The organism is Chryseobacterium carnipullorum (genome assembly GCF_003815695.1).
Classification (GTDB): domain Bacteria; phylum Bacteroidota; class Bacteroidia; order Flavobacteriales; family Weeksellaceae; genus Chryseobacterium; species Chryseobacterium carnipullorum.
This window is the reverse complement of record NZ_CP033920.1, coordinates 787,545-805,050: the sequence shown is the minus strand read 5'-3', so window position 1 is coordinate 805,050 and position 17,506 is coordinate 787,545. Positions and strand designations below refer to the sequence as shown.

Here is a 17,506-nt window from a genome sequence, read left to right as displayed (position 1 = left end):
TAATAGAAACAAAAAACAAACCAATAACCCTGAACTCAAGTCTCAAAATTACACAAAAGTGTAATTGATTCCGTCTTGTTTTCTTCCGAAATTTGTCTTAAACAAAAAAACAATGAGCATTTCCATCGCCATAGTAGAAGACGAAAAGAACTACAACAATGCGTTGAAGAAGGTCATCAATTATCAGGATGACATGAAGGTCGTTGCCCAGTTCTTTGATGGTAATGATGCGCTTAAGAACCTTACTTCTTTTTCTCCGGATGTGGTCATGATGGATATCCAGCTGCAGGATATGCTGGGGATTGAAATCATTGAAAAACTCAGAAAAGATATGCCGGAGACTCAGTTCATCATGTGTACCAGTTTCGAAGATGACGAAAAGATTTTCAATTCCTTAAAAGCCGGTGCTATGGGCTATCTCATCAAAGGGGAAAGCATGGATAAGATTCTTTCTTCTATCAGAGATGTTTACAATGGTGGTGCACCGATGAGCCTGTCTATCGCTCGCAGGGTCTTAGGACACTTCGAAAGAAAACTACCGGAAAACAAAGATTTCGATGATCTTACAGAACGGGAAAAAGAAATTCTTGAACTTCTTTCCCAGGGGCTTCTCTACAAAGAAATTGCCGATCAAAAATTTATTAGCATCGACACCGTAAAAAAACACGTAGGAAATATCTACCGAAAGCTGCATGTCAGCAATAAGGTAGAAGCAATAAATAAATTTAATAATTTAAAAAACTAAGAGACATGGAAAACAACAATTACACTCAGGAGGCTTTTGCCGAAACCGAAATTAAGGACGGTGATAAACTAAGGAATTTAGTTTATAGAAAAAATATAGAAAGATTAGAGCCAGTACATCATGATGTTGGTATTATGTTTATTTATCAAGCAAGTGCTGGAATTCTTAGTGAGCTTGAAGATAAAACTAAAACCCGACCGTATTTGGATGGCTATAAATTGGACATCAGTACAATTGAAAGTTTATACAATACTTATGGTCAGTCAGGAATAGGATTGCAATTTAAATTTGTATTTCTCACAAAGCAGGAATACATTAAATACACAGGTGATAACTCTGTATTAGAAAGTTCTGATATTCCAAATGTATTTTTATACATTGTAGCTACACCACTTGATAATATTGGAAATCCCATAAAAGAACATTTTGTACTATTTAATCTTAACTATCCATTTGATATTACTAAAATAATTTTAAATGATACTGATTATAGTAATCTTTGTACTAATTATTTGGTGAATAGCTTGTATCATATTATGTCTGCGTATAGTTATCCTAAGAATGGATCAGTATGTTTGAAATATACTTGGAATAATGTTAAAGAGATAATGAACGAACAAAATTCCGATGGGGAAAAGTATCAACAAGTAGAATTTATTTTGGGAGAGGTTACTCGGTACAAGATTTTATCTGATTTTTTTAGAAGAAATCCTGACTATGGGCTTAAAGAAGCAGAATATAAGCAAGCTTATTCTGAGCATGAAAGACAAATAACTGTTGTTGGAAAATATTTACCAGAAGAAATCGATGGTAAAGAAGGCTTTTTCGATATGGGCTCTCTATATCCATAAAATGTTTATTCAAATTATATACATTACAGTACTCTTCATAGATACTGTTAAATCTATAGCTTTAGCTGGGAAGAAAGGTCTTTCCAGCCAAAACTATTTTGTAGTTTTTCTATTGGTTTCATTAGGCTTGGAACTATATGGACATTATAAAATGTATATTAAAGAGTTTGATTTTGCTTATCTCTTCAATTATTACAGTATTTTTTTGATTCTATTTTTTTATCGCTTTTACGAAACGGTTTTTTCAAAAAGATTGAAAAGAATTTCATTATGTATAGTCATAGCTATATTGATATACATAGGCTTATTTACAAAATTTTATGGTGAAAATTATGAAAACAAGCTTGGAATATTGGTCTGTTTTTATTTTATAATTACAGCATTAGTCTGGTTTTATCTGAGGCTTAAAAATTTTGATGAAAAAAAAATTATTGATGATCCACATTTTTGGATTTCTTGTGGGATACTGTTTTGGAGTATTTTTTTTATTTTCCGGTCCATACCTATGTTTTTTCTAAAGGATAATGATCCGGTTTTTCTTAATATCTTGAAGACGATTCAGTATTGTGTTAATATAGTCATGTACACAATTTTTTATGTAGCTTTAAGAAAATTTGATAGTACCAGCAAAATACAAACACAAATATGAAACAGTTACCGGACACAATAAGATTGACCTACATTATTGCCGTGATTCTGTTGATAACTTTTGTCTTCTTTATTGTTTTAATTGTTATTTTGTATAATAAAAAACAACTCTTTTTTATTCAACAGCAACAGCTCAAAGAAGCCGAACACCAAAACCAGCTCCTCCAAAAGGAACTCGAAAAGCAAAAATCTATAGAACAGGAACGCGAACGGATCTCCCACGATATGCATGATGACTTGGGTGCCGGTATCTCAGCTCTGAAACTTCAGGCAGAATTTTTGAAACAGAAAGCAGAAAATGATGATCTTCAGAATGATCTGGACGAACTTCTGAAAACCTCCGAAGAAATGAACCTCTCCATGCGGGAAATGCTTTGGAGTTTAAATTCAGGCAATGATACTCTGGGAAGCTTTATAGACTATGCTATACAGTATGCAGATAACTTTCTAAAAAGGACCAAAATCAAATTATGGTCAGAGAGTATAGACATTGTATCAGATACTCCAATTTCTACCGAATTGCGACGGAATATGTTTTTATGCTTAAAGGAAGCCATTAATAATGCTTACAAGCATAGCCACGCCCAATCATTGAAACTTTCTTTCTCGCAGGCAAAGAATGTTTTTTCTATGCGAATTTCTGATGATGGTCATGGAATACCGGACGGACATCCTGAAGGCAACGGTCTCAGAAATATGAAAAGGAGAATGCAGGAGCAGAACGGAGAATGCCATATTATAAAGGAAGGACCCGGAACGCAGATTCTTTTCAAAACCACGATTTAAGTATATTAATTCTATACGGACAGCATCATTTTTAAAGTGGTGCTGTTTTTTTTATAATCACCCTTTTGGGTAATTGACAGGCTGACTTTTTAAATGGAACTTTGAGTTATAAAACTAAGACTTATAACCATGAAAACTCTTATTAATGACAGTATCGGAGATTTGGAAACTGCTTTGAAAAACAATACTCAACTTCGGGAAGATTTTATGGCGGATCCTGTTGGAGCGTTAAAAAATATCGAAACACAAAATCCGAAGGATACAGATTCATGGATCTACCGGATCATTGTTTTTATGCTGGGATTGGCCGTAATAATAATTGTCGTAGGGCTTATTGTACTTTCTATGAACGGGAGAACTTTGGAGACCCAGCTGATTACCATTTTTACGGCAATTTCATCAGGCGCCATCGGGGCTTTGGCCGGACTTTTAGCACCTTCATCTAAAAAATAAAAATTTAAAATACGAATATCATGAGCGAAAAAATTGTTAAAGACTATTTATTAGAGTGGAAAATGAACTCTAACGAGGGAAAAATCATTTTCATATTTGAAGATGGCAGTGACGAGAAATTAGATGGCTTGGAAGTAAAAGAGTTTACAGCTATGACTGCCGTTCTGGAAAAAGGGGAAACCATGTTTGATGATGACGATAAAACACTTTATAATGTAATGCCATGAAAACACTTCTATTTTTACTGGGAACAGCTATACTGCTTGTCTCCTGCGCCACGCACAATACTAAATTAGAAGAACTGAAAAGCACCAGTTCGAATTATCAGATATCTTATGATGCAACAAGAAGAGGATCTGTAGTAAGCATCAGTGGTACGGGAGAGATCAATACAATATTGTCGGAAGTACAGCCTGATGCCGCAATAGCAACTACACGTGAGATCACCACCAAGCTGATGGCTAAACTGAAATCCGGCGACAGTGTTTCAGCTGATCAGATCACTAAAATCACGGAAACACTTTCAAAGCTGGGCGAAAGAACTGCACCCGTCAATATGCTTAGAGATGCTCTTTATAGATTGGAAGAGCATTGTGTCAATTTCAAAGACCATTGTCAAAATGGAAGGTATTGGGATAGTTTTCAAACTGTGATAAAGGCTATTACTGATGTACAAAAAGAAATTTCTTCTACAGCAGCAAGTGAAGCTAAGGCTGAAGAAGAAAAAACCTTACGCGCACTGACGCCTGACGAAAGAAAAAAGTACCGTTTGGATAAAGAAAAATAATAATCTTAATAATTAATCTTGGATTCTCCACAGTTATAAAAAACTTTGGAGAATTTTTGAATTATTACCAAATATTAAAGCCTACTTTTTTCATCAGGTTAGTTTTTTCATTAAATTTGTAAGAAGTATAATTATTAATATTAAACAACTTGAAGCTTTTGCGGATGGTTTAAAACTAAACAATATGAGTGCAATTTCTTTCATAGAAGCAAGACAAATTTTGGATTCCAGAGGTAATCCTACCATTGAAGTAGATGTATTTACAGAAAGCGGAGCCATGGGACGTGCTGCGGTACCTTCAGGAGCATCTACCGGTGAACATGAAGCAGTGGAATTACGTGACGGGGGTTCAATTTATATGGGGAAAGGAGTCCTGAAAGCTGTTGAAAACGTAAAAGAAGTAATTGCAGAAAACTTAATCGGGCAGCCGGTTTTTGAGCAGAATTTTATTGACCAGATCATGATCGATCTTGACGGAACAGCCAACAAAGGAAACCTTGGTGCCAATGCAATTTTAGGAGTTTCTCTAGCCGTTGCAAAAGCTGCTGCTGCTGAACTAAGAATTCCGTTATATAAATATGTGGGAGGCGTAAATGCCAACACACTTCCTGTTCCAATGATGAATGTCATCAACGGGGGATCTCACTCTGATGCGCCTATCGCGTTCCAGGAATTTATGGTAATGCCGGTAAAAGCAGAATCTTTCTCTGATGCATTAAGAAAAGGAACTGAGATTTTCCATCACCTGAAATCTATTCTTCATTCAAGAGGTCTTTCTACAGCGGTAGGAGACGAAGGAGGTTTTGCACCTACTTTCAAAGGAACTGAAGATGCTTTGGATACCTTGCTTCAGGCTATTGAAAAAGCAGGTTATAAGCCAGGTGATGACATCATGTTAGCCCTTGACTGTGCAGCTTCAGAATTCTATAAAGACGGAATTTACGATTACAGAAAATTCCAGACTCCGGATGCAGCTCAGTTCTCCAGCAGCGAGCAGGTTTCTTACCTTGCTGAACTAGCCGCTAAATATCCAATCATCTCTATCGAAGACGGGATGCAGGAAAATGACTGGGAAGGATGGAAAATGCTTACTGATAAGATCGGAGACAGAGTACAGCTTGTGGGAGACGATTTATTCGTAACCAATGTAGAAAGATTATCAAGAGGTGTAAAAGAAGGTATTGCCAACTCAATCCTTGTAAAAGTAAACCAGATCGGTTCTCTTTCTGAAACAATGGATGCGGTACAGATGGCTCAGAACAACAAATTCACTTCAGTGATGTCTCACAGATCAGGAGAAACTGAAGATTCTACAATCGCAGACCTGGCAGTAGCCATGAACTGTGGACAGATCAAAACAGGATCTGCTTCAAGATCAGACAGAATGGCGAAATACAACCAGCTGTTGAGAATTGAAGAAGCATTAGGCGATACTGCAATTTTCCCAGGATTAGAAGCATTTAAAATTAAAAGATAATTGAATTTATAAATGACGGCAAGCGATAATTTTTGTTTGCCGTATTTTATGGAAAGTAGTATATTTAAAAAAAAATAAATAAATGTCAGACAACAAAGTAATATTGAATTACGACGGTAATTCATATGAATATCCAATCGTGGATAGTACTATCGGAGACAGAGGGATTGATATTTCAAAATTAAGAGACCAGACAGGTTTAATCACTCTGGATTTAGGTTACAAAAACACCGGAGCTACTCTTAGCGACATCACTTACTTAGACGGAGATAAAGGAGAATTATTCTACAGAGGTTATCCAATCGAGCAGATTGCTGAGAAATCTAACTTTACAGAAGTGATGTACCTTTTATTAAACGGTGAATTACCTACTCAGGATCAGTTCAGTTCTTTCAACAACAATATTAAAAAATATAACTTCATCGCAGAGGAGATGAAAAAAATCATCGATGCTTTTCCTCGTTCTGCACACCCTATGGGAGTTTTATCTTCTTTAACTTCCGCTTTGACAGCTTTTAATCCTAAAGCCGTTAACGTCAACTCTAAAGAAGAAATGGACCACGCTGCAGAATTGATGATTGCTAAATTCTCTCACCTTTGCGCATGGACTTACAGAAAAACTCAGGGTCTTCCACTTAACCACGGAGACAACAGCCTGAACTACGTAGAAAACTTCTACAAAATGGCATTCAGATTACCAAACGAAGAATTTGAAGTAAATCCGGTAATTGTAGATGCTCTTGATAAATTATTAATCCTTCATGCTGACCACGAGCAAAACTGTTCTACTTCTACCGTAAGAATGGTAGGTTCTGCTCACACAGGTCTTTTCGCTTCTATTTCTGCAGGGGTTTCTGCTCTTTGGGGTCCTCTTCACGGAGGGGCTAACCAGGCAGTAATCGAAATGCTTGAACTAATCGAAAAAGATGGTGGAGACGTTAACAAATGGGTAGCAAAAGCTAAAGATAAAAATGATAACTTCCGTCTGATGGGCTTTGGACACAGAGTGTACAAAAACTTTGACCCAAGAGCGAAAATTATTAAAAAAGCAGCTGATGATATCCTTAATGCATTAGGTATTCAGGATAAAGCCCTTGACATTGCTATGCAGTTGGAAAAAGTAGCTCTTGAAGACGAATACTTCGTAGAAAGAAAACTATATCCAAACGTAGATTTCTATTCAGGGATCATTTACAGAGCATTAGGAATTCCTACAGAAATGTTTACGGTAATGTTTGCATTAGGAAGACTGCCAGGATGGATTTCTCAGTGGAAAGAAATGAGAATGAAAGGAGATCCTATCGGAAGACCAAGACAGGTTTACCAAGGAGCTCAACAAAGAGATTACATCGATATTACAAACAGATAATCCCTGTTTTTATCATAATAAAAATCCCAAAGCTTGCTTTGGGATTTTTTATTGTAGATCATTGTTTTGAAATTAAATTTCCTGGCTGATAAATACTAAAGTTTTTACACCATTAATCATAATCATTGAAGCTTTGCCAGTTTCTACAAAATAGCATAATCTCTGCCCTGTAGATAACTCAACCTCTCCTAAGGTATACAGATCTGTTTTGCTTTTAAATTCTCCATACCATTTGTTTTTAGCATGGTTCAAATTTCCGGATTCCATATTTCCCTTGTTGTTTGTTATTAATTTTCTTGTTGTTAAAATACTGTAATGGTCAGGATCAATAATGACAGAACAAATAATCAGTTCTTCTTCCGAAAAATCAATTGGGAAGTTTTGAAATAATAACTTAGGATTGGAATCTGAATCATAAAACTGAGTCCACCTGAAATCGTAAGGTTTCATTGTTTTTCTTTTTATTGAAGCGATGCATATATTGTAAAGAGATTGATCAGATTTTTTCATGGATTTAAGAATTGTCTAAAGTATAAAAAAGTAAAGATGAAATCTTTTATTACATAATATCAAATCTAACACGATAATTTTATTAAATTTACCTTCATAAGTTGATAAATTTTAATTGGTTTTAGCAAAAGCAAAATAAGGGATCTTTATCAAAAATAAAAAACAAATATAATGACTTTCGGACAGCAGATGTTATTTTTCTTCAGTGCGGTAGGAGCCTTTAATGGCTTGCTGCTGGGAATTTATCTTCTGTCTGTTAAAAAACTAAAATACATTCCGGATTTCTTTCTAGGTCTGATTTTATTGACATTAAGTAGCAGAGTCGGAATTTCGGTTGGTATGTATTTCTATCCGGACTTGCCTAGAATTATTCCCCATCTGGGAATGTCGGCATTGTTCTTTACCGGACCTGCTTTGTATTACTATATCAGATCATCATTTCTGCAGGAAAAGTTTGATTTAAAACAATGCAGAACATCTTTCGGCTTCCTGACATTGGTACTTGGAATAGTTGGATTGGTCTATTTATTCTTTCCGGTTACTTGGGACCAATATTTCGGAACCTTTATTTATACGGTCTGGTCAGTATTTGTCTTGCTTTCGGTGTATCAGTATTATATTTTTTCAAAGCAGAAAGCCGGAAATCCCAATCAATTTATTCTTCCGGTACTTATCAGCAATGCAATCATTTTTCTGGCCTACCAGTTAATTTCTACAGGATGGGTACAGATCTATTGCGCAGGTGGAAGTCTAGTATTCTCATTTGTATTGTATGCTAATTTTTTAATTATATTCAGCAAAAAAAATGATCAGGAGTTGGTAAAGGAAGTTCCAAGATATACCAATAAAAAGATTTCAGAAGAACTGGCAGACAGTTTTGTTTCAAAACTTGAACAACTGATGAATTCCGAAGAATTATACAAAAACCCAAATCTGAAATTAAGTGATTTGGCCACTCAAATGAAGATGTCAGCCCATCAGCTTTCCCAACTATTGAATGACAATCTCGGTAAAAGCTTTTCAACCTACATCAATGAATACAGGATCAGTGAGGCTTGTGAAAAAATAGAAAACGGTTCTTTCCTTAAAATTGAAGAGATTGGTTATGAGGTCGGCTTTAATTCCAAGTCTACATTCTTTTCCACATTCAAAAAAATTAAAAATACAACGCCCCTTTTATATAAGCAGTCTAAAATCCTCTCTGACGTTAGGTTTCAGAGTTCAGAATTATAATTGTGTACTGCGGAATTTAAACTTCAAAACCTTATTTTTCCTCCATCACTCTACTTTTGGTTTCATAAAATTTAAATTTATGAATATCAGATTATGTCTTTTCCTGCTGCTCTTATTTCTTTCCTGTTTTGGAAAAGCTCAGGAAAGAATTAAAGGAAAAATTTTGGATTCTGAGACAAAAGCACCGGTTTTTCAGGCTGAAATTTCTCTGTTCGATGTATCAGACCGACGAATCATTCAAAAAGTTCTTACAGATTCCTTAGGGTTTTTCCAATTGAATAACAGCGCTGATGATTCCTATGTCGTCATTCAAAAACACGGATACGAGACCAAAGAATTGGATAAGACCGGAGATTTTTCTTTGATTGAAGTGAAACCGGCAGTCGGAAATATTTCAGAAGTAGTGATTCGTTCGGCAGCGAGAAATATCAAGCTCAGTGATGGAAACATTGTCATGAGTGTTTCAGGAAATAAAGACTTTAAAACATCAGCCAATATTTTGGAAGTCCTGAGAAAGACACCCGGCGTTTCTATAGATGATGAAGGCGCTATTTTTATAGGGGGAAGAATTACACCAGCAGTATTTATTGACGGGAAACCTGTTGCCATGAGCAGTCAGGAGTTGCAGTCGTACCTACGGTCACTTCCACCCGAAATGGTAGAATCTATTGAAGTGAACTCAAATCCTTCCTCAAAATATGATGCGGAATTTAAAGGAATCATCGATATCAGGCTGAAAAGAAACGGAAATCTCGGTTGGAAAGGAAATTACAATGGAAATATATTTACCAATAAATTCAGCTACAGAGAAAATTCTTTAAATCTGTCTTATAACAGAGAAAAAATAGTCTACAGTTTACAGGCCGGTTATAATAATGGTATTTCCACCTATCGTTATCATGCATTGCAAAAGCTTGCGAATACCAACGTGATGCGTACCAATACCTATCAGGAAGATGAAGGAAATGTATACAGTATCCAGACTGGAGCGGATTTTAGACTGAATGACAAAAATAGATTTGGGGTTAACCTGAGAGGGAATTTCAGAACCAGCGACCGGATTCGTTCAGGATCACTGTATACGACAAATCAAGATGAATCACAATTGATTTTTAATACTGAAAGTAAAAATCCTACAGCATATTCACAGGAAAACTACGGAGTCACTGCTGACTATTCATTTCAAAACAAAGACTTTAAAATCAGTTTTTTAGGCAATTATCTTTCCGTTAAAAATAAGCAGATAGATGATTTTCTTAATAGTGATCAACCGACGACTGAATTATTGTCCTACTGGAAATCTGATCTGCTTAATAAAATTGATATCCAAACTGCCCAGATCGATGTTTCACAAAAGATCGGTAATGCAGATATTGAAACCGGAGTAAAATACAGTCACTCCGATACCCATAATAATATCAGATACGACACCCTGTCTGTCAATGACCGTTTTGTTTTTGATCCTGAACGGAGCAATATGTTTTCATATAAAGAAAAAATTTGGGCAGTTTACATATCATACAGGCAGAAGTTTGGAAAACTTCAGGTCAATGGAGGGCTCAGGTTGGAGAATACAGGAAGTATTTCTGATGCGGTTACCAGAGATTCTGTGGTATCAAGAAATTATCTGGAATGGCTGCCGTCTTTCAGTACAAACTATACGTTTAATAAAGCTAATGAATTATCACTGTCATACAGCAGAAAAATGACAAGACCCGTATTTTCGCAGCTCAATCCGTTTCGCGTTTATTTCAGCCCTTTGAATTACTGGATTGGAAATCCCTATCTGTTACCTTCTTTCACCAGCCAGATCAAACTTACCTACCGTTATAAGAATTGGGTCACCAGTTTGATGGCAGGAAAAGAAAAAGACGTAATGGTACGCTATCCACTTTACAATCCGAAAACCAATGTTCTCGAATATCTTGGAACCAATCTTCCATACCGGAAATTTGTGTCTGTGGAAATCAGTTTTCCTTTAAAAGTGACAAAATGGTGGAATATCACCAGCCAAATCACCGGATACTATAATGATGAGTACAGACCGTATCTTGATGAGGTATTTGCTTTAAAAGTGTATAGTTATGAAATAAGGGTCAATCAGGTTTTTTCACTGCCAAAAGGATATACAGTGAATCTCTTTGCCAACTATGAATCAAAGACAGGAAACAGTCTGTATATTATCAAGCCCAGATATACAGTAGATCTGTCTTTGCAGAAATCATGGTTTGATAACAAACTTAATACAAAGATCAGCTACAATAATATTTTTGACTCTTACAATCAGCAGCTGGAATTCAGACATAAACAGATTATGGATAACCGTTTAACTCATTGGTGGGATAGCAGTCGGCTTATTATTTCAGTAGCGTACAGTTTTGGAAGTTCAAAATACCAGACTAAGGAATTGCAGAAGACAGAAGAAGAAAGCAGGGCCAGATAAAAAGAAAACCTGCTTATCACAAGCAGGTTTATTAATTTGGTTATGGACAAACACAGTTTCCGCACGTCCAAATCGTACATTTTCCGTTCTCATCCCATTCACAGCAGTATCTAGGTCTGTTGATGCCTCCTCCTGTGATTAATTTTTGCTCGTTTCTTCCTAATTTTTGTGCGTTTTTCAGCACTGGATTTTTTTTGTTCATGACTTTGATTTTTTGGTTTTAATCGTTAAGTTTTAAAAATGTAATTCCATAGGAATTATATCACTAATATAGGAAATTACTTTATAATATTTATAATTTTCCGTTTCTTATGTAGATGAAAAATAGTTTGTTGTAGATGGTTTATATACAATTTACAATTTGAATTTAGGTTAGGATATGAAATTTTTGCACAAAAAAGAGGACATTAATTAAAGCTAAACCAATATTAAAATCAAATTTGCTGCATAAAACAAATCAAAAGTTTTCCAGATAGAGACCTTTACTTATATTTGTAGTATTGCATAAATCTTTATGAGACTAAACATTAAAAACGAAACGGGCAGGCTGAAATCAGTAGTTCTAGGCCAGCCTAATTCAATGGGAGGTGTTCCCACATTAGAGGAGAGTTATGACGCCAAGTCCTATTACTCCATCGAAAACAATATATATCCTAAAGAAGAGGATATCATCAACGAAATGAATGCTTTTGAAGCAGTATTAAAAAAATATGATGTAGAGGTACTTCGACCAAGCATTATCAAAGATTACAACCAGGTTTTTTCAAGAGACGTAGCATTTGTGATCGACGATAAAATGATCATCTCAAATGTGATTGCAGACAGGGCTGATGAGCAGGAGGCCTACAAAAAAGTTTTTGAAAAAGTAGCCTGGAGAAAAATTATCAATCTTCCGGAAACCGCACACATCGAAGGTGGAGACGTCATTGTATGGGACGATTTCCTTTTTATTGGAACATGTTTCAGTGAAGATTACAGAAACTATAAAACCGCAAGAACCAACGAATACGCGATTGAAATTCTAAAAGAATATTTTCCAAAGAAAAGAATCATCGATCTGGAGTTGAAGAAAAATGACAAAATTCCGTTTGAGGGGATTTTACACTTAGACTGTACATTCAATCCGGTAGGAAAAGATAAATGTCTTATTTATAAGAATGGATTTGTAGATGAAAGCGATTACCGCCTGATCATCGACATTTTCGGAGAAGAAAACTGTTTCCATCTTAATGATGAAGAGATGTTTGAAATGTTCCCGAATATTTTCTCCATTTCTCCTGATGTGGTAGTGTCAGACCAAACCTTCACAAGAATGAACAACCACCTGAGAAACGAGTGGGGAATGACTGTAGAAGAAATTCCTTACAGAGAAATCTCTAAAATGGGAGGCCTTTTACGTTGCTCTACCATGCCGTTGGTGAGAGAGTAATCATTTTAAGTAGGAGTGTTAGAGTGTTTGAGAGTAGGTAGGTTTCCTAATCTTTCAATCTTTAAATCTTTTAATTTTTAAATCTAAAACAATGCAAACAACAGATACCGTATTAATGATAGAGCCGATTGCATTCGGCTACAACGCTGAAACAGCGAAAAATAATTATTTTCAGGTTGAACAGAAAGGTTCTGATATCCAAGGTAAAGCTTTGGCGGAATTCAATAGTTTTGTTGGGAAACTGAGAAGCAAAGGCGTGAATGTGATCACTATTAAAGATACATTAGATCCCCATACACCGGATTCTATTTTCCCCAATAACTGGGTGAGTTTCCATAAAGACGGAAAAGTCGCTCTATATCCAATGTTCGCATCCAACAGAAGAGTAGAAAGGAGAGAAGATATTCTTGAAACCATAAAAGAGCAGGGATTTGAAATCTCAGAAATTGATGACTGGTCATTTTCTGAAACTCAGGGACATTTTCTGGAAGGAACGGGAAGTATGATCTTTGATCATGATAATAAGATCGCTTACGGTTCAGTTTCTTTAAGGCTTGATGAAAAGCTATTCAGAGAATTCTGTGGAAAATATGGATTTACGCCCATCGTTTTCCATTCTTATCAGACCGTAGGAACAGAAAGGCTTCCTATCTACCACACCAACGTTATGATGTGTGTGGCAGACAAATTTGTCGTAATCTGTTTAGATTGTATTGATGATGAACTGGAAAGAGAGAAGGTGATTGAAACCATTAAAAACTCAGGAAAAGAAATCATCGAAATTTCAGAAGAGCAGATGCAGCAGTTTGCAGGAAATATGCTACAGGTTCAGAATAAAGACGGGCAAAAGTTCCTGGTAATGAGCCAGACTGCGTACCAGTCTTTATTACCAGAGCAGGTTGCAGTTATTGAAAAATACTGTGAGATCATTTATTCAGATCTGAATACGATTGAGGTGAATGGCGGGGGAAGCGCAAGATGTATGCTTGCTGAGATTTTCCTTCCTAAAAAATAGTTTGATAAAATTCTGCTTACCCTATATTTCCGGCCTTGTCTCAAGGCCGGATTTTTTTGATCTGTTTCATTTCTTCAAATTGAGACAAAAGACAAAAAAGTTACCTAAATTTGTTTTTTAAGCAAAAATTATGAAGATGCAACAGTACCTTTTATCATTCGCTGTTCTTTTGGGAATATTCGTTGGTGCCCAGCAGAAAACGTTCTGTAACCCCATTAACATCGATTATGGTTATACCCCGTTTGAAGTTTTCTCAAAACAGGGGAAACACCGGGCAACAGCTGATCCTGTAATCGTTAATTTTAAAAATAAATTGTTCCTTTTCTCCACCAATCAGGAAGGATACTGGTACAGTGATGATATGCTGGACTGGAAATTTGTCAAAAGAAAATTCCTGAGAGACAATAAATACATCCATGACCTGAATGCTCCGGCAGTCTGGGCCATGAAAGATACACTTTACGTGTACGGATCTACCTGGGAACAGGATTTTCCCATCTGGAAAAGTACCAATCCTACCAAAGACGACTGGAAAATTGCGGTCGATACTTTAAAAGTAGGTGCATGGGATCCTGCGTTCCATTATGATGAAGATAAAAACAAATTATACCTGTACTGGGGATCCAGCAACGAGTGGCCTTTACTGGGAACTGAAGTGAAAGTGAAGACCTTGCAGTCAGAAGGTTTTACAAAACCCATTATCAGATTAAAACCGGAAGATCACGGCTGGGAAAGATTTGGAGAATATAATGACAATGTTTTTCTTCAGCCTTTTGTAGAAGGAGCATGGATGACCAAGCACAACGGAAAATACTATATGCAGTACGGCGCTCCTGCCACCGAATTCAGCGGCTATTCTGATGGGGTCTACGTCAGTAAAAATCCTCTCGAAGGGTTCGAGTACCAGCAGCACAATCCGTTTTCCTATAAACCTGGTGGTTTTGCTAGAGGAGCGGGGCATGGGGCTACTTTTGAAGACAATTACAAAAACTGGTGGCATATTTCAACCATCTTTATTTCCACTAAAAATAATTTTGAAAGAAGACTCGGAATCTGGCCTGCAGGGTTTGATAAAGATGATGTAATGTATACCAATACCGCTTACGGTGATTATCCAACCTTCCTTCCGCAATTTGCTCAGGGAAAAGATTTCTCAAAAGGACTTTTTGCCGGCTGGATGTTACTGAATTACAATAAACCCGTTCAGGTTTCCTCTACTTTAGGAGGTTATCAGCCCAACCTGGCGGTAGATGAGGATATCAAGACATATTGGAGTGCAAAAACCGGAAATTCGGGAGAATGGTTTCAGACCGACCTTGGAGAAGTTTCCACAATTAACGCAATTCAGATCAATTATGCAGATCAGGATGCTGAATTCATGGGAAAAACATTGGGCAAAATGCACCAGTATAAGATCTATGGATCAAATGACGGTAAAAAATGGAATGTTGTGGTGGATAAAAGCAAAAATACCAAAGACGTTCCCCACGATTATGTAGAGCTTGAAAAACCTGCAAAGGTAAGATTTCTAAAAATGGAGAACCTGAAAATGCCTACCGGAAAATTTGCCTTAAGTGGTTTCAGAGTGTTCGGAAAAGGAGCAGGTGAAAAACCAAAGAAAGTGGAAGGATTTGTACCGCTAAGAGCAGAACCTAAAAAATTCGGTGAAAGAAGAAGCATCTGGATGAAGTGGCAGCAGAACCAGGATGCTGACGGATACGTGATCTATTGGGGAAAATCTCCGGATAAATTATACGGAAGCATCATGATATACGGAAAGAATGAATATTTCTTCACCGGAGCCGATAGAGCCGATGCCTACTATTTCCAGATTGAAGCTTTCAACGCGAATGGAGTTTCGGAGAGAACGGAGATTTCAAAATCTGAATAAAAAGAAAGAGATAATCCGAAAATTAATTGCCTGTTATTACAAATGACAATAAGAAAATATAGTTTTAAATGTCCTTAAAATGTATCACTTTTTAAGGGCATTTTTATGGAAAACAAAATACAATTTATAAGCTTTAAATCACATTTCAAAATGTTATGATGGGAATATCTTGATCAGGATAATTGTTAAACTTATTAATTATTTTGTTTAAATAATCATTCGTCTCTATATAATTTTTATCTCTAACCCCACTGAATTCATAACTGAAGCTATCACCCAAATCATTTTTGAAGTTGATAGGATGAGCGGCTGGATCTTTAATAAAATCACTGATATTTTTAATCAGTTTTTCTTTTTTAATGTTTTCTTTGTTTTCTTTGATTGGGAGTAAATTATCTAACTTTTTAATTTCGATCATTTCAAACTTATAATCACCATCCAATGATTCTGATTTAATGACCAGACCCGGCAAACCTGCAAAAACATAAGGACCATCATGTATAGGAATATCGGCGGTGTATAGAATATTCCATTTTCTCTTTCCAAATTCTGTAAAAGCTTCTGTAGCAGCATAACCTTTATAAATGCCATACTTTTTAAGCTGACTATATTTAGTTTTTTTCTCTTTATACCAGTAATTTAATTGGTTAAAATTTCCCCCTATCTTATAGTGATCTTTTGAAAAATCTTTGAATACTTTAATTCTTAAAAAAGAGCTTTTAATCGAAGATACTCCCTTGTAATCCAATTTACTTACTAAGGAGTCAACTTTTTCTTTGTTCAGATTATAAAAAATGCTTTTATGACTAATTATTCTTAAAACCATGTACTCTTTTACTATTGAATCTTTTTCTTTTGTAGGTTTAAATTGAACCTCATATGTAATCTGATAATCTTGAGCAGTTAAATAGGGACATAATGATAAAAAAAGAAATAAGAAAAATATAACCTTTCGTATTATATATTTATTGATCATTGAATTTTTCATTTAAAACTTTTTCGTAATAATCTTTCTTAGGATCATTAATATGATTAAGATACCGATATTTCTCAAGAAAATAAAACTTTTGACAGCTTCTTGGAAGATATTGATTGATGCTATCTGAATCAGTAGGTTCGACAATAGGATATATTGGAAATTGAGCAGGTACTGCATCTTTATTTTTTACTAATATCACCATAACATTATATGGAAAAACCCCATTACAGCTATATTGCGTAATATCTGAGTCAATATATTTTTTATAATAGTAAGTGATAACTTGACTGGTGAAATTTTTATCCTTTAGGCTAATAATGGCAGAAAATACGGTATAAAGCCAATTGTACTTTATATGATTTTTAATTTTCTTTGTTAAATCACTGTCTTCAGAAGAAGAAACGATACTTGATAAATTCACTTTCTTTAAAACGTCTGCAAGAAATAATTCTGAAGTGATTTTTAGCGACCCCAAATTTTTCTTTTCACTTGCCTTTAAATAATCCTTCATTTTCCCAAAGGTGTCAACATTCAATTTTTCATTAAGATATTCATTGACGTTCGCCTGATCTCCTGTATAAGCAATTTTATTATCCTTTTGTACGGTGATGATTAATTTTTCATTAGGCTCAAGGTATAGAGTCAATAATCTATCAAGATCTTGTGTTCCATTAATTGAAACTCTGTTTACTACGTTTGAAAATTCTCTTTTATTTCCTCCTTTTATAATCACTTCTTCTTTACTATTTTTTATCGTAATCGATTCAGTTTGATTATTAATAATAGTGAGTTTTTGGGATGATAAGGCTGAATAATAGAGTAAGAGGATAAAAACTATCCTCTTACCTAAAAATGACTGTTTCATTTTGTGGGGTGTAAATTAAGAAATC

Annotated in this window: 17 protein-coding genes; 13 read left to right on the top strand and 4 right to left on the bottom strand. The window is 35.5% G+C overall.

Annotated elements, in window-relative coordinates; genetic code table 11:
• Nucleotides 1-112 precede the first annotated feature (112 nt).
• The 8 genes from EG346_RS03730 to EG346_RS03695 all read left to right on the top strand — a co-directional run bounded on the left by EG346_RS03730 (nt 113) and on the right by EG346_RS03695 (nt 7,116).
• On the top strand, nt 113-745 hold the full coding sequence (locus EG346_RS03730; protein WP_123877041.1) for a response regulator: 633 nt from the start codon (nt 113-115) through the stop codon (nt 743-745).
• Nucleotides 746-750: 5 nt separating this feature from the next.
• On the top strand, nt 751-1,596 hold the full coding sequence (locus EG346_RS03725) for a hypothetical protein (RefSeq protein ID WP_123877040.1): 846 nt from the start codon (nt 751-753) through the stop codon (nt 1,594-1,596).
• A gap of 645 nt (nt 1,597-2,241) precedes the next feature.
• Nucleotides 2,242-3,030, top strand: a complete 789-nt coding sequence (locus EG346_RS03720) for a sensor histidine kinase (RefSeq protein WP_123877039.1) — start codon at nt 2,242-2,244, stop codon at nt 3,028-3,030.
• Between the two features lie 129 nt (nt 3,031-3,159).
• A complete protein-coding gene (locus tag EG346_RS03715) occupies nt 3,160-3,483 on the top strand; it encodes a hypothetical protein (RefSeq protein WP_123877038.1) in 324 nt (107 codons plus the stop codon).
• A gap of 20 nt (nt 3,484-3,503) precedes the next feature.
• On the top strand, nt 3,504-3,710 hold the full coding sequence (locus tag EG346_RS03710; protein ID WP_123877037.1) for a hypothetical protein: 207 nt from the start codon (nt 3,504-3,506) through the stop codon (nt 3,708-3,710).
• Entirely contained in the window at nt 3,707-4,270 is a 564-nt protein-coding gene (locus tag EG346_RS03705) for a hypothetical protein (protein ID WP_123877036.1), read from the top strand. Before EG346_RS03710 ends, EG346_RS03705 begins: the two co-directional genes overlap by 4 nt.
• 184 nt (nt 4,271-4,454) lie before the next feature.
• Entirely contained in the window at nt 4,455-5,747 is a 1,293-nt protein-coding gene (gene eno / locus EG346_RS03700; protein WP_076507019.1) for a phosphopyruvate hydratase, read from the top strand.
• Between the two features lie 82 nt (nt 5,748-5,829).
• Nucleotides 5,830-7,116: a citrate synthase gene (locus EG346_RS03695; protein WP_073329998.1), complete on the top strand. Its 1,287-nt coding sequence runs from the start codon at nt 5,830-5,832 to the stop codon at nt 7,114-7,116.
• Between the two features lie 72 nt (nt 7,117-7,188).
• Here the strand turns inward: EG346_RS03695 and EG346_RS03690 are convergent, their stop codons facing one another.
• Entirely contained in the window at nt 7,189-7,566 is a 378-nt protein-coding gene (locus EG346_RS03690) for a hypothetical protein (protein ID WP_123877035.1), read from the bottom strand.
• Nucleotides 7,567-7,797: 231 nt separating this feature from the next.
• On the opposite strand from EG346_RS03690, the gene EG346_RS03685 reads away from it, so the two are divergent.
• Both EG346_RS03685 and EG346_RS03680 read left to right on the top strand, forming a co-directional pair.
• The gene (locus tag EG346_RS03685) at nt 7,798-8,859 is read left to right on the top strand and encodes a helix-turn-helix domain-containing protein (RefSeq protein WP_123877034.1); all 1,062 of its coding nucleotides are present in this window, start codon (nt 7,798-7,800) and stop codon (nt 8,857-8,859) included.
• 79 nt (nt 8,860-8,938) lie between these two features.
• Nucleotides 8,939-11,302 carry a TonB-dependent receptor domain-containing protein gene (locus tag EG346_RS03680; protein WP_123877033.1) on the top strand — a complete coding sequence of 788 codons (2,364 nt, stop codon included), beginning with the start codon at nt 8,939-8,941 and terminating at the stop codon, nt 11,300-11,302.
• 40 nt (nt 11,303-11,342) lie between these two features.
• Here EG346_RS03680 and EG346_RS24730 read toward each other — a convergent pair whose 3' ends face one another.
• Complete coding sequence (locus EG346_RS24730; RefSeq protein WP_164466062.1) at nt 11,343-11,504, bottom strand: hypothetical protein; 162 nt, start codon at nt 11,502-11,504, stop codon at nt 11,343-11,345.
• A 312-nt stretch (nt 11,505-11,816) separates the two neighbouring features.
• Between EG346_RS24730 and EG346_RS03675 the strand changes: the two genes are divergently transcribed.
• From EG346_RS03675 to EG346_RS03665, 3 genes are all read left to right on the top strand, one after another.
• Nucleotides 11,817-12,731, top strand: coding sequence for a dimethylarginine dimethylaminohydrolase family protein (locus EG346_RS03675; protein WP_073329989.1), 915 nt, complete (start codon nt 11,817-11,819; stop codon nt 12,729-12,731).
• Between the two features lie 91 nt (nt 12,732-12,822).
• Entirely contained in the window at nt 12,823-13,746 is a 924-nt protein-coding gene (ctlX, locus tag EG346_RS03670) for a citrulline utilization hydrolase CtlX (protein ID WP_123877032.1), read from the top strand.
• A gap of 136 nt (nt 13,747-13,882) precedes the next feature.
• A complete protein-coding gene (locus tag EG346_RS03665) occupies nt 13,883-15,637 on the top strand; it encodes a discoidin domain-containing protein (protein ID WP_123877031.1) in 1,755 nt (584 codons plus the stop codon).
• Nucleotides 15,638-15,782: 145 nt separating this feature from the next.
• Here the strand turns inward: EG346_RS03665 and EG346_RS03660 are convergent, their stop codons facing one another.
• Both EG346_RS03660 and EG346_RS03655 read right to left on the bottom strand, forming a co-directional pair.
• Nucleotides 15,783-16,625, bottom strand: a complete 843-nt coding sequence (locus EG346_RS03660; RefSeq protein ID WP_123877030.1) for a GLPGLI family protein — start codon at nt 16,623-16,625, stop codon at nt 15,783-15,785.
• Nucleotides 16,603-17,481, bottom strand: a complete 879-nt coding sequence (locus tag EG346_RS03655) for a hypothetical protein (protein WP_123877029.1) — start codon at nt 17,479-17,481, stop codon at nt 16,603-16,605. Before EG346_RS03655 ends, EG346_RS03660 begins: the two co-directional genes overlap by 23 nt.
• Nucleotides 17,482-17,506 lie beyond the last annotated feature (25 nt).

Bases quoted from the DNA above. Each gene is read 5' to 3' on its own strand.
- EG346_RS03730 (WP_123877041.1), top strand. From the start codon at position 113: ATGAGCATTTCCATCGCCATAGTAGAAGACGAAAAGAACTACAACAAT.
- EG346_RS03725 (WP_123877040.1), top strand. From the start codon at position 751: ATGGAAAACAACAATTACACTCAGGAGGCTTTTGCCGAAACCGAAATT.
- EG346_RS03720 (WP_123877039.1), top strand. From the start codon at position 2,242: ATGAAACAGTTACCGGACACAATAAGATTGACCTACATTATTGCCGTG.
- EG346_RS03715 (WP_123877038.1), top strand. From the start codon at position 3,160: ATGAAAACTCTTATTAATGACAGTATCGGAGATTTGGAAACTGCTTTG.
- EG346_RS03710 (WP_123877037.1), top strand. From the start codon at position 3,504: ATGAGCGAAAAAATTGTTAAAGACTATTTATTAGAGTGGAAAATGAAC.
- EG346_RS03705 (WP_123877036.1), top strand. From the start codon at position 3,707: ATGAAAACACTTCTATTTTTACTGGGAACAGCTATACTGCTTGTCTCC.
- eno (WP_076507019.1), top strand. From the start codon at position 4,455: ATGAGTGCAATTTCTTTCATAGAAGCAAGACAAATTTTGGATTCCAGA.
- EG346_RS03695 (WP_073329998.1), top strand. From the start codon at position 5,830: ATGTCAGACAACAAAGTAATATTGAATTACGACGGTAATTCATATGAA.
- EG346_RS03690 (WP_123877035.1), bottom strand. From the start codon at position 7,566: ATGAAACCTTACGATTTCAGGTGGACTCAGTTTTATGATTCAGATTCC.
- EG346_RS03685 (WP_123877034.1), top strand. From the start codon at position 7,798: ATGACTTTCGGACAGCAGATGTTATTTTTCTTCAGTGCGGTAGGAGCC.
- EG346_RS03680 (WP_123877033.1), top strand. From the start codon at position 8,939: ATGAATATCAGATTATGTCTTTTCCTGCTGCTCTTATTTCTTTCCTGT.
- EG346_RS24730 (WP_164466062.1), bottom strand. From the start codon at position 11,504: ATGAACAAAAAAAATCCAGTGCTGAAAAACGCACAAAAATTAGGAAGA.
- EG346_RS03675 (WP_073329989.1), top strand. From the start codon at position 11,817: ATGAGACTAAACATTAAAAACGAAACGGGCAGGCTGAAATCAGTAGTT.
- ctlX (WP_123877032.1), top strand. From the start codon at position 12,823: ATGCAAACAACAGATACCGTATTAATGATAGAGCCGATTGCATTCGGC.
- EG346_RS03665 (WP_123877031.1), top strand. From the start codon at position 13,883: ATGCAACAGTACCTTTTATCATTCGCTGTTCTTTTGGGAATATTCGTT.
- EG346_RS03660 (WP_123877030.1), bottom strand. From the start codon at position 16,625: ATGAAAAATTCAATGATCAATAAATATATAATACGAAAGGTTATATTT.
- EG346_RS03655 (WP_123877029.1), bottom strand. From the start codon at position 17,481: ATGAAACAGTCATTTTTAGGTAAGAGGATAGTTTTTATCCTCTTACTC.